14 protein-coding genes are annotated in these 11,150 nt (G+C 49.0%); 7 read left to right on the top strand and 7 right to left on the bottom strand.

The window, feature by feature from the left end:
• The 4 genes from F8N00_RS11530 to F8N00_RS11515 all read right to left on the bottom strand — a co-directional run.
• A partial coding sequence (locus F8N00_RS11530; protein ID WP_421018238.1) for a DMT family transporter occupies window positions 1-220 on the bottom strand: 220 nt, incomplete at its 3' end.
• A 12-nt stretch (window positions 221-232) separates the two neighbouring features.
• Complete coding sequence (locus tag F8N00_RS11525; RefSeq protein ID WP_023469565.1) at window positions 233-661, bottom strand: DMT family transporter; 429 nt, start codon at window positions 659-661, stop codon at window positions 233-235.
• Between the two features lie 65 nt (window positions 662-726).
• Window positions 727-1,044 (bottom strand): ArsR/SmtB family transcription factor, encoded by a 318-nt coding sequence (locus F8N00_RS11520; protein ID WP_023469564.1) that lies wholly within the window; start codon window positions 1,042-1,044, stop codon window positions 727-729.
• Between the two features lie 45 nt (window positions 1,045-1,089).
• Entirely contained in the window at window positions 1,090-1,533 is a 444-nt protein-coding gene (locus tag F8N00_RS11515) for a GNAT family N-acetyltransferase (protein WP_023469563.1), read from the bottom strand.
• 170 nt (window positions 1,534-1,703) lie between these two features.
• Here F8N00_RS11515 and rpoE point away from each other — a divergent pair, with 170 nt between their 5' ends.
• Window positions 1,704-2,228: a DNA-directed RNA polymerase subunit delta gene (gene rpoE / locus F8N00_RS11510; protein ID WP_023469562.1), complete on the top strand. Its 525-nt coding sequence runs from the start codon at window positions 1,704-1,706 to the stop codon at window positions 2,226-2,228.
• A 270-nt stretch (window positions 2,229-2,498) separates the two neighbouring features.
• Window positions 2,499-4,094 carry a CTP synthase gene (locus tag F8N00_RS11505; protein WP_023469561.1) on the top strand — a complete coding sequence of 532 codons (1,596 nt, stop codon included), beginning with the start codon at window positions 2,499-2,501 and terminating at the stop codon, window positions 4,092-4,094.
• 100 nt (window positions 4,095-4,194) lie between these two features.
• Here F8N00_RS11505 and F8N00_RS11500 read toward each other — a convergent pair whose 3' ends face one another.
• Window positions 4,195-4,704 carry a DUF2529 family protein gene (locus tag F8N00_RS11500; protein WP_035395788.1) on the bottom strand — a complete coding sequence of 170 codons (510 nt, stop codon included), beginning with the start codon at window positions 4,702-4,704 and terminating at the stop codon, window positions 4,195-4,197.
• Window positions 4,705-4,798: 94 nt separating this feature from the next.
• Between F8N00_RS11500 and F8N00_RS11495 the strand changes: the two genes are divergently transcribed.
• The 5 genes from F8N00_RS11495 (at window position 4,799) to glpX (ending at window position 9,236) form a co-directional block, all read left to right on the top strand.
• Window positions 4,799-5,173 carry a response regulator gene (locus F8N00_RS11495; protein ID WP_023469554.1) on the top strand — a complete coding sequence of 125 codons (375 nt, stop codon included), beginning with the start codon at window positions 4,799-4,801 and terminating at the stop codon, window positions 5,171-5,173.
• Window positions 5,174-5,305: 132 nt separating this feature from the next.
• Window positions 5,306-6,160 (top strand): class II fructose-1,6-bisphosphate aldolase, encoded by an 855-nt coding sequence (fba, locus tag F8N00_RS11490; protein WP_023469553.1) that lies wholly within the window; start codon window positions 5,306-5,308, stop codon window positions 6,158-6,160.
• 154 nt (window positions 6,161-6,314) lie between these two features.
• Complete coding sequence (gene fsa, locus F8N00_RS11485) at window positions 6,315-6,962, top strand: fructose-6-phosphate aldolase (RefSeq protein ID WP_023469552.1); 648 nt, start codon at window positions 6,315-6,317, stop codon at window positions 6,960-6,962.
• Between the two features lie 28 nt (window positions 6,963-6,990).
• The gene (gene murA / locus F8N00_RS11480; protein ID WP_023469551.1) at window positions 6,991-8,238 is read left to right on the top strand and encodes a UDP-N-acetylglucosamine 1-carboxyvinyltransferase; all 1,248 of its coding nucleotides are present in this window, start codon (window positions 6,991-6,993) and stop codon (window positions 8,236-8,238) included.
• A gap of 32 nt (window positions 8,239-8,270) precedes the next feature.
• A complete protein-coding gene (gene glpX, locus F8N00_RS11475) occupies window positions 8,271-9,236 on the top strand; it encodes a class II fructose-bisphosphatase (RefSeq protein ID WP_035395794.1) in 966 nt (321 codons plus the stop codon).
• A gap of 276 nt (window positions 9,237-9,512) precedes the next feature.
• Here the strand turns inward: glpX and F8N00_RS11470 are convergent, their stop codons facing one another.
• Entirely contained in the window at window positions 9,513-10,280 is a 768-nt protein-coding gene (locus tag F8N00_RS11470; protein ID WP_023469549.1) for an SDR family NAD(P)-dependent oxidoreductase, read from the bottom strand.
• Window positions 10,281-10,356: 76 nt separating this feature from the next.
• Window positions 10,357-11,034 carry a C40 family peptidase gene (locus F8N00_RS11465; protein WP_075643037.1) on the bottom strand — a complete coding sequence of 226 codons (678 nt, stop codon included), beginning with the start codon at window positions 11,032-11,034 and terminating at the stop codon, window positions 10,357-10,359.
• Window positions 11,035-11,150: the final 116 nt, after the last annotated feature.

Below are 11,150 nucleotides of genomic sequence, written 5' to 3'. Positions count from 1 at the left end.
AGACGGCACTGAGTTGCCAACGTGGTGCTTCAAGCAAGAGCAAGACGTTCCCTTGACCAAAGAACAAGATGGCGAGTGCGAGAATCAGCATTCCGGTGAAAAAAGTCAGGAACGTACTTTCGAGAGCCCCTGCCTTTTGACTGAAGGCACCGTTGATCGAGGACTGGGCGCTCAGCATCACGCCGCCGAGTAATGTAAAACCGAGTAATAGAATATTCACGAGCGAACCTCCTTAAAAGATGAGAAATAGAGCGACGAGCATCAAAGCAGAAGCCGTCAGCTTGTCACGATTGATCGGACGTTTCGGACTACCGAGCCAGCCGTAATGTTCGATGACCATGCTGGCAATCATCTGTCCGATGATGACACTGATCATGGCGAGACCGACACCGACGAGCGGGATGCTGATGATCAGGATCGTCAAGTAGATGCTACCGAGCAGACCACCGAGCAAGGTCCATTTCGGTGCACGGAATGTATAGCCGAGTGAACCTTTTCCGAAGAAGAGGACGATCAGTCCGATGATGATCGTACCGGCGAAGAAATTATAAAAGCTACTTTCGAGTTTTCCGACGAAGTTCCCGAGTTCACCATAGATGGCTCCTTCGACACTTAAAGCGATACCCGCAAGTAACGCGAGTACGTAATACACGATTTTCAACAGAATTCATCCTTTCACGAATCTAAATATCGAGAAATGTCGATATGTAAGGCAAGGAGAACGGATCAAAGTTCTCCTTTGAGGTACGCTGCAAGCTCCTGGATTTTTTCTTCATTTCGCCGGTAATACGTCCATTTGCCGTGACGTTCGGATTCGAGCAATCCGACTTTTTGCAACATCGCAAGATATTGGGAGACGGTCGATTGAGATAAGTTCGCCTTCTCTTGGATATCTCCGACGCAGATGCCTCCCTTGTCCGACAGATTCGTCGCGAGATGGGCCGTCGGCTTATTGAAATGAGTCTCGGGATCCTTGAGCCAGCGTAAGATATCAAGACGTACCTCGTTCGATAATGCCTTGAATAGATCCACTTGATTTGTCATACGCTTAAACTAATCGATGATTCCCGATATGTCAATCCAAGACACTTAAGGTTGGACGAATGCATGCTTTAAAAGTCGATGTGTCACCTTAGTTGCCGTATACGGCTCAAAACCAAATCGTTCATAAAATGTACTGGCATCGTCCGTATAGAGCCAGAGCTCGGAATACGTCAACAGCGCTTCTGGAATGATTTTCTCAAGCAGTTGCGTACCGACACCGTGATGTCGCATTTCCGGTAAGACGTAGACATGACGAATCCGACCGACGTCGATCGCGTCGGTTTGTTTCATATAACCCCCGCACGCAATGACGTGACCGGAGAGCGACAAAACGACGAACATTGCTTCTCCGTCTTCTCGATACGTTTCATTTCGGCGTTCACGTAGCATCCGTTCGATGAAGGGATAGCCTTCCTGTGTACTCTTTGATAAGATTGGTAACCAGTTGAAGTCATCAAAATCGTTGACCCGTTCGATTGTCATCTCCATCTGTCATTCCTCCTTCTTCTCCCTTGGATATTCCTTTTTCGGGAGTGGGAAAAACACGAATCGAGAATCAATTCGAGCTTTTTTTAAATAGAGACTGGATTTTTAAAAGCCGTTTTGCGTATAATGAGAAGTAATGGATTGAACGCAAATGAAAGGAAGTGGCCGTCACAATGAGCCTCAGCCGTTTAAGTAAAGAAGAGATTACTGATCTTTCGCTGATCGAATTCGTCAACGAAATGTTGCAAGAAGCTGGCGAACAGCCAATCACGTTCGATGACATCACGTCAGAAATCGAAAAGTACCATACGTTTACAGATGAAGAAGACAAGTTCGAGAAACTTGCTCAACTCTATACAGACATGAACATCGATGGAAACTTCGTCAACGTCGGAGCGAACCGTTGGTCACTCCGCGCTTGGTATCCGTTCGATAAGTCGGATGAGGATCTCGTCATCGAAGCGCGTCAACGTGGAGAACTCGATGAGTTTGAAGAAGAGTTCAACTATGATGCAGAAGAAGATGAGTTCGAGACGATCGAAGACGATCTCGATACATTCGCGAAGACAGCGGACTATGATTCAGCTGACGACAGCGAAGACGATGATACGTTCAAAAAAGTCGCAGCCATCGATGATCTCGATGACGATCTCGACGAAGAAGACTTAGAAGACTTCGAAGAAGAAGAGGAAGTCTAAGCACGATCAACCACAACTGTACAGCTGCTATTTCCCTATAGAAATGGCAGTTTTTTCGTTGACGGCTGACGAACGAGCACGGAAATTTTTCTTTGAAAAATTAGGCTTGACGAAGTTTTCCGAATGACGTAAGTTAGTCATGGGCTTCTTTAAGCAACGTGCTTATTTCAGCAAAAGTGTCTCCTATTCCAATGGGGGCACTTTTGCTTTTTTGTTTTTACCACCTCTGTATTGTTGAGATGTGAATTAGAGAAGGGAGCAATATTTAACATGACAAAGTATATTTTCGTAACAGGTGGCGTCGTATCGTCACTCGGTAAAGGGATCACAGCTGCATCGCTCGCTCGTCTCTTGAAAAACCGTGGCCTCAACGTCACGATCCAAAAATTCGACCCGTACATCAACATCGACCCGGGTACGATGAGCCCGTATCAGCACGGGGAAGTATTCGTCACGGATGATGGCGCGGAGACGGACCTTGACCTTGGTCACTACGAGCGTTTCATCGACATCAACTTGAGCCAGAACGCAAACGTCACGTCTGGACGTATCTACTCGACGATCCTCAAGAAGGAACGCCGTGGCGACTACAACGGTGGAACGGTCCAAGTCATTCCGCACATCACGAACGAAATCAAGGATCGCGTTTTCCGCGCTGGAAAAGAAACGGGCGCTGACGTCGTCATCACAGAGATTGGTGGAACAGTAGGGGATATCGAATCGCTTCCGTTCATCGAAGCCATTCGTCAGGTGAAAAACGATATCGGGAAAGAAAACGTCATGTACGTTCACTGTACGCTCGTTCCGTATCTTGCAGCAGCAGGTGAGCTCAAGACGAAACCGACACAACACAGTGTCAAAGAACTCCGTAGCTACGGTATTCAACCAGATATCATCGTCTTACGTGCGGAGCACCCAGTCCCACAAGAGATGAAAGATAAAATTGCTCTCTTCTGCGACACACGTCCGGAAGCAGTCATCGAAGCACAAGATGCATCGACACTCTATGAAGTACCACTCAACTTGCAACGCCAAGGTATGGACCAACTCGTCTGTGACTACTTCAAGTTCGATACACCAGCTGCTGACATGACGGCTTGGAAACAACTCGTTCACACAGTGACGCACCTCGAGAAGACGACGAAGATCGCACTCGTCGGGAAATACGTCGAATTGCGTGATGCGTACATTTCGGTCGCAGAAGCATTAAAACACGCTGGATTTGCCTTCAACAGTGACATCGAAATCGACTGGATCAACGCAGAAGACGTGACGCGTGAAAACGTCAACGAATTGCTTGGTTCGGCAGACGGAATCCTCGTTCCTGGTGGATTCGGCGAACGCGGTATCGAAGGGAAAATCGAAGCGACACGTTTCGCACGCGAGAACAACGTACCGTTCTTCGGTATCTGTCTCGGGATGCAACTCGCAACAGTTGAATTCGCACGTAACGTCCTCAACCTTGAAGGCGCACACTCAGCGGAAATCGACCCAGCGACACCATACCCGATCATCGACTTGTTGCCAGAACAAAAAGACATCGAGGACCTCGGTGGTACGCTCCGTCTCGGACTCTACCCATGTAAACTCGAAGACGGAACGAAAGCGCGTGCCGCGTATTCAAGCGAACTCGTCTACGAACGTCACCGTCACCGTTATGAGTTCGGTAACGAATTCCGTGAGCAATTCGAAGCAAACGGCATGGTCTTCTCAGGTACGAGCCCAGACGGTCGTCTCGTTGAGATCATCGAAATTCCAGAACACAAATGGTTCGTCGCGTGTCAGTTCCACCCAGAATTGATCTCACGTCCAGAACGCCCACAAGCACTCTTCCATGACTTCATCCAAGCATCACTTGGTGAATAAGAAAGATAATTAAAGACGCGGTAACCTTCAGCATCATAGAAGGTCACCGCGTCTTTTTTGATTGGTTAGATTAAGAACTGCATATTATAGAAGAAAAACGTCAATCCCACTCTTCCGTCATCTCTTGGAGTTGCGTCAAGATATGCGTCAAGAGGAACGCACAAAGGGCAAGACTCGGTAGTCCGTGGCGTGAACCGTCCTCTGCCGGAAGCAATCCTTTATTGAACTTCAATGCAAGCGGAGCAATCGAACGCTCGAGCGTTTCCGTCACGTCACTGAGTGTGACAATCGCATAAGGCGTATGCCATGCGTCGTAACGGGCAAGAGAAGCGAGGAGATCCGAACGTTCCGTATCCGGCGTGAAGATTAAGACACGATCGACAGCGTGCAAGGTCTTTCGATCCTTGATCTTCGTAACGCGTTTCATCTGGTCTGGTCCTTCTGAGAGCATCGGATAGAGTCCTTCACATTCGCCGTAAGCGTCGACGTAGACCGTGCCTTCTCCGACGAGCGCTTGTGCGAGTAGACGGACGACATCGAATAGTTCGTCTTCCTGTTTTGCGAGCGTTTGCAATTTTCCGTTGAATTGTGTAGCTAAGATTTTCATCATTTTTCTTCATCCTTTCTATGTTTCTCTCAAGGACAGTATAAAGCAAGTTTTGCTTTAGTGTAGAATGGAAATAACTAGAGGGGGAGTGGCAGAGATGAAAGGCAGATTGTTGATCGTCGAGGATGAGCCGGGAATCCGGAATTTGCTTGCGCAATTGTTCCGGGCAGAAGGGTATGAAACGGACGTCGCCGTCGATGGAGAGGAAGCGATCGTCTACTTACAGGAAAAAGCGTACGATCTATTGTTGATGGATGTCAACATGCCGGGGCGGACTGGGATCGAAGTGTTGCGTCATCAGGACCGGATCGGACGACGTGTCCGGACGATTTTAATGACGGCACTCGGTGAAAAAGAAGCGATGGAAGAAGCGAAACGATTAGGGGTTGTCGCCTTCTTCGGAAAGCCATTTGACATCTTTGAATTAAAAAAAGAAGTGACTGTGCAAATTTCTCACGATGTAAGCGGTTAATCTTTCACGTCGCCGTCACAAACCAAAAAACCGAGCGAAATGCTGTACGTTCCGATGAATCAGTATGTTATAATCAGTCTGAAATTGCACGAGTTCGTGTAAGCAGCGATCAAAACAGAGGAGGATGTCATTATGCCATTAGTATCTATGACAGACATGTTAAACAAAGCTCTCGAAGGTAAGTATGCAGTAGGTCAATTCAACATCAACAACCTCGAGTGGACACAAGCGATTCTCGGTGCGGCTCAAGAAGAGCAGTCACCAGTCATCCTTGGAGTATCTGAAGGTGCAGCACGCCACATGGGCGGATTCTACACTGTCGTGAAAATGGTTGAAGGTCTTGTACACGACATGAAAATCACAGTTCCAGTTGCAATCCACCTCGACCACGGTTCGAGCGTTGAGAAATGTAAAGAAGCGATCGACGCTGGATTTACATCTGTCATGATCGATGATTCGCACAGCCCGATCGACACAAACATCGAAACAACAAAAGCAGTTGTTGAATACGCTCACTCTAAAGGCGTTTCAGTAGAAGCGGAAGTTGGCACAGTTGGCGGACAAGAAGACGACGTCATCGGTGATGTCATGTACGCGAAACTTGACGAGTGTGTACGCATCGTCAAAGAAACTGGAATCGACACGCTTGCTCCTGCACTCGGTTCTGTTCACGGACCATACAAAGGTGAACCAAACCTCGGATTCAAAGAGATGGAAGAAATCCGTGATGCGACAAACCTCCCACTCGTTCTTCACGGTGGAACTGGAATTCCGACACACGATATCGAAAAAGCGATCTCACTCGGAACTTCAAAAATCAACGTTAACACAGAGAACCAAATCTCATTCGCGAAAGTCGTTCGTGAAGTGTTAGCTGAGAAACCAGAAGCATATGACCCACGCGTATTCATCGCACCAGGTCGTGAAGCAATCAAACAAACTGTCATCGGTAAGATGCGTGAGTTCGGTTCAAGCAACAAAGCTTAATCGACTCCTCTTTAAAGTGCGGTAGACTTCGGTCTACCGTGCTTTTTTCATATCATGTGAACATATATTCAATGGAAAACAGTAGGACTTCTCGTGAAAAAAACCTATAATAGAGTCGTAAGCGATTTCAAGGGATGAAAGGGGAACGAGAAAGATGAGATTTTTCATTGACACAGCAAACGTAGAAGACATCAAGAAAGCACATAAAATGGGGATTTTAGATGGTGTCACGACGAATCCGTCGCTCGTCGCTAAGGAAGGCGTCGATTTCCATACACGACTTCGTGAAATCTGTGAAATCGTCGGGGACGTCTCTGTTAGCGCTGAAGTCATCGCGCTCGATGCAGAAGGAATGATTCGTGAAGGGAAGGAACTTGCCCAAATTGCACCGAACATTACGGTTAAGGTTCCAATGACTCCGGCAGGACTCGAAGCAGTCGCAGCCCTTTCAAAAGAGAAGATCACGACGAACGTCACATTGATCTTCAATCCGAACCAAGCGTTACTCGCAGCCCGTGCTGGTGCGACATACGTATCACCATTCCTCGGTCGTCTAGATGACATCGGCCAAGATGGAATGGGGCTCGTCGAGACGATTGCTCAAATTTTCGTCGTACATGATATTCCGACACAGATCATCGCGGCATCGGTCCGGAACCCGGTTCACGTCACGAACGCTGCTCTTGCGGGCGCAGACATCGCGACGATTCCGTTCTCGGTCATCGAGTCACTCACACACCACCCACTCACGACGCAAGGGATCGAAAAGTTCCTCGCGGACTGGGAAAAAACGCAGCAATAATCGTAGCGAAGAGAAAGGTTGATGGAACGTGGACATTTTGCATATCGTAGGGCAACAACGCCTAGAAGGAACCGTATCAATCAGTGGTTCGAAGCAAAGCGCCATCCCGTGTCTTGCTGCAGCCCTCCTGACGGATCAAACGGTCGTTCTTGAAGGCGTGCCGGAGATTGGCGACGTCGCGACGATGATCGAGATTTTGGAGACGCTCGGCGCGGTCGTGACACGTCAAGGCGATATGGTGACGATTGATCCAAGCCGGGTCGAATCGATGCCGTTGACTGGTGCGGAGACGCGCAAGTTACGCGGATCGATCTACCTCATGAGCGTTCTGGCAGCCAGATTCAAACAAGGAGTCGTCGGTCTTCCTGGAGGTTATGCCATCGGACCACGACCGATCGATTTACACATCAAAGCACTAGAGCGTCTAGGTGTTTCTGTACGTAACGAGCAAGGCGTCCATTACATGCGCGTCGATCGTCTCGTCGGTAACCGAATTTACCTCGATCTCCCGTCTTTCGGAGCGACGATCAGTGCCTTACTCGTCGCTGTCTTCGCTGAAGGAACGACTGTCATCGAAAACGCCGCCTACGACCCGGAAGTCATCGACGTCAGTACGATGTTGACGAACATGGGGGCAAGCGTCAAAGGGGCAGGAACGGACGAGATTCGAATCAAGGGCGTATCGCAACTAAGTGGTTGCCGGCATACCTTGATTCCGGACCGAATGGAGGCAGGAACGTTCTTGACGATGGGGGCGGCACTTGGACGCGTCACCGTCGATAACGTCATTCCGCTTCATCTCGAGAGCGTCATCCAAAAACTCGAGCGGTACGGTGCGTTGATCGAAGCAACGGATGATTCCGTCACGGCGACGTTTCAGGAGACGAAGCCGGTCGATATTCGTGTCTTCCACTACGGTGGATTCCCGAGCGACTTACAGCCTGTCATCTCGGCAGCGTTGCTGCAAGCAAAAGGAGCAAGTATCGTCGTCGATAAGTTGTATCCGCAGCGTTTCCGGCATGTGCAGGAGTTACGACGCTTGAATGCTCGAATCACGCATGAAGACGCCTCAATCATCATTCGTGGTGGCGAATCCTTACTTGGTACGGAAATCGAGGCACCGGACCCACGCGGTGGCGCAGCACTTGTCTTGGCGGGACTTCTCGCTTCAGGGGAGACGACGCTGCACCATGCAGAAGTGCTTGACCAGAGTTACGAACGATTTGATCAGAAGTTGAAGGAACTTGGCGCCCTCGTATGGCGTGAAACGATTTGACCGATTTGTAACAAGGGAGAGGGGACATACACATGGAGAGAAGTCTATCAATGGAACTGGTACGCGTCACGGAGGCAGCAGCACTCGCCTCTGCACGCTGGATGGGAAAAGGATTGAAGAATGAAGCGGATGATGCGGCAACAAGCGCGATGCGTGATGTCTTCGATACAATTCCGATGAAAGGAACCGTCGTCATCGGGGAAGGCGAGATGGATGAAGCACCGATGCTTTACATTGGAGAAAAGCTAGGAAATGGGTATGGACCACGACTCGACGTCGCCGTCGATCCGCTGGAAGGAACGAACATCGTCGCAAAAGGAACATGGGGCGCACTTGCTGTTCTCGCGGTCGCGGATGCAGGAGATTTACTTCATGCACCGGACATGTACATGGATAAGATCGCAGTCGGCCCGGAAGCGGCAGGACACATCAGTCTGGATGCGACGATCGAAGAAAACATCGCAGCCGTAGCGAAGGCGAAGAACAAAGAAATCGAAGACGTCGTCGTCTCGATTCTGGATCGCGAACGTCATGAAGAAATCATTCAACGGATTCGGGCAACAGGGGCGCGGATTCGCTTGATCGGTGACGGTGACGTCGCTGCTGCGATCAACACGGCGTTCCCGCATACGGGGATTGATATCCTGCTCGGTTCAGGTGGTGCACCGGAAGGCGTTCTTGCTGCCGTTGCCTTGAAATGCCTCGGTGGTGAGCTCCAAGGACGCTTGTTACCGGCAGACGATGCCGAGGTCGAGCGTTGCAAGAAGATGGGCATTGAAGATCCATCGAAGATCCTTATGATGGATGATCTCGTTTCAGGAGACGATTGTATCTTTGCTGCGACAGGCGTCACGGACAGTGAATTGATGAAAGGTGTTCAGTTCACGGCGCAAGGCGGTCAGACACACTCTGTCGTCATGCGTGCAAAATCCGGAACGGTACGTTTCGTCGAAGGTATTCATTCGTTCAAGAAAAAACCGAAGCTCGTCATTAAGTAAAACAGACTGACTCCTCAAAAAGGACGTCTGAATCCACACAAAAAGAGTTGGCGTTACGGATGATTTCCGGAAGGCCAACTCTTTTTTGATGATGTTTAAAACTGATAACGTTCATATCCTCACTTTCCTCAGGCGGGAGGTAAGCCGCGACATCTCGCAACTTATGCGAAATGTCGGGTCTTACCTTACCCTGACGGAAACGTTGAACTCGTTTCCTTTTCCTGTAGGAGTTGAGGATGAACGTCATAAATATTGAAATAATGAACATTATAACTATCACCGCGGACGCTGGACTTCTCCTGCTTGTCGGGTGACGTACCGACGCGGTAGAAAACGCGTCGAAAAGATATACCAGGCATTCCCGAAGCCAGGAACGATGAACGTTTTCCCCTTCATATAGCCGCGGTAGGCGATGCGCGCAACCGTCGGAGCATCCATGACACCAGGTCGCAAGAACAAGCGTGACTGTTCAAGATTTGCTGCTGATTCGAAGCCGGTATGGGTCGCGCCTGGACAGACAACGCTGACTTGGATACCGTCTTGTGCGAGTTCTTCCGTCAATCCTTCCGAGAAATGAAGGACGTAGGCCTTTGTTGCGTAATAAACACTCAGCCATGGACCCCCTTCAAACGCAGCCGTTGATGCGAGATGGACGATACGTCCTTTGATTCCCTGTGCTTTCATGCGAGAGGCATAGACCTTCGTCACGTGTGTTAATGCTTCGATATTCAAGGCAATCATCCGGGACTCGTCTTCGAACGAGGTCTCAAGGAAAGAACCAAAGACGCCGATCCCGGCGTTGTTGATGACGCAGTCGACCGGAATCTGTTCCGTTGCCCGAAATAGTGCGAGACGATGCGTCGGCTGCGTTAAGTCATACGGAAAGACGGTTGCCGTTCCCCCGAGTCGCTCGACATGGAACTTCGTTTCGAAGAGTGCTGTCGCATCGCGTCCGACGAGCAAGACGTGATCCCCTTGCTTGGCATGCAGATAAGCAAATTCACGACCAAGACCTCTTGAAGCACCTGTGATTAAGACATGCATCCGATTCCCTCCTCCTGTAATCGATTCGATGAAAAAAAGCGATCGAGCCAATGCTCAACCGCTTTGAGATGATGAATTATAGGTAAGATCCTGCGCCGACAAGGCGTGAACCCCAGTACCCTGATTTGAAGCTTGAGTATTTAACGCCACCTGTTTCTGAGTTGACCATGCTTGACTTGCTTGTTGCGATCCCAACGTGTTGAATGCCGCTACCGTGTGAGAAGAAGACAAGATCTCCTGGCTGTACTTTAGAAACGCTGACTTTCTTAGAAGAAGAATATTGTGAAGAAGACGTACGTGGTAATGTTTTACCAGCCGCTTTCTTGTAGACATAGCTTGTGAAACCAGAGCAGTCGAATCCACGAGTCGTCGTTCCGCCCCATACATATGGTGTACCTTTATGTTTTGCTGCTTCGCTTAGGATTTTAGTCCGTTTAGAAGATGTGCTCGTTGTTTTTTTAGCGCTTGAAGATGATTTGTATGTCTTTGTGTATTGTGAGAAGACATAACGTGTTTTGCCGCCGTATGAGATTTTTGTCCAGCTGCCTGACTTGCCTTTATATGTAAAGACTTGACCAGCGTTGACTTTCCCGACGATGCTTGCTTTCGTAGAAGGTGCTGTCCGAACACGAAGACCGTTGTCCGTGATCTTGACTTTCGTGACTGTTGCTGCTTCAACTTTACCTGTACCCACTGATGTAAGACCTGAAACCACTAAGGCTGCTGTCGCGATCGATGCTAGAAAACGTTTCATGTTAAGAATTCCTCCGTTTAATGTAGTGTGTTGCGTCCGTAAGTTATATGATGAAATCATTAAGTGTTTGGTTAAGCAGTGAACCTTACAACTGTGTAAGAATTTTGTCTGCAGGA

The organism is Exiguobacterium sp. A1_3_1, from assembly GCF_048985645.1.
GTDB classification, from domain to species: Bacteria; Bacillota; Bacilli; order Exiguobacteriales; family Exiguobacteriaceae; genus Exiguobacterium_A; species Exiguobacterium_A indicum.
Note: the sequence above shows the minus strand (reverse complement) of the source record. Positions and strands in the feature narration are given on the sequence as shown.

What these genes read in the sequence shown, in the direction of transcription:
- F8N00_RS11520 (WP_023469564.1), bottom strand. Translation starts at nt 1,044, where the DNA reads ATGACAAATCAAGTGGATCTATTCAAGGCATTATCGAACGAGGTACGT.
- F8N00_RS11515 (WP_023469563.1), bottom strand. Translation starts at nt 1,533, where the DNA reads ATGGAGATGACAATCGAACGGGTCAACGATTTTGATGACTTCAACTGG.
- rpoE (WP_023469562.1), top strand. Translation starts at nt 1,704, where the DNA reads ATGAGCCTCAGCCGTTTAAGTAAAGAAGAGATTACTGATCTTTCGCTG.
- F8N00_RS11505 (WP_023469561.1), top strand. Translation starts at nt 2,499, where the DNA reads ATGACAAAGTATATTTTCGTAACAGGTGGCGTCGTATCGTCACTCGGT.
- F8N00_RS11500 (WP_035395788.1), bottom strand. Translation starts at nt 4,704, where the DNA reads ATGATGAAAATCTTAGCTACACAATTCAACGGAAAATTGCAAACGCTC.
- F8N00_RS11495 (WP_023469554.1), top strand. Translation starts at nt 4,799, where the DNA reads ATGAAAGGCAGATTGTTGATCGTCGAGGATGAGCCGGGAATCCGGAAT.
- fba (WP_023469553.1), top strand. Translation starts at nt 5,306, where the DNA reads ATGCCATTAGTATCTATGACAGACATGTTAAACAAAGCTCTCGAAGGT.
- fsa (WP_023469552.1), top strand. Translation starts at nt 6,315, where the DNA reads ATGAGATTTTTCATTGACACAGCAAACGTAGAAGACATCAAGAAAGCA.
- glpX (WP_035395794.1), top strand. Translation starts at nt 8,271, where the DNA reads ATGGAGAGAAGTCTATCAATGGAACTGGTACGCGTCACGGAGGCAGCA.
- F8N00_RS11470 (WP_023469549.1), bottom strand. Translation starts at nt 10,280, where the DNA reads ATGCATGTCTTAATCACAGGTGCTTCAAGAGGTCTTGGTCGTGAATTT.
- F8N00_RS11465 (WP_075643037.1), bottom strand. Translation starts at nt 11,034, where the DNA reads ATGAAACGTTTTCTAGCATCGATCGCGACAGCAGCCTTAGTGGTTTCA.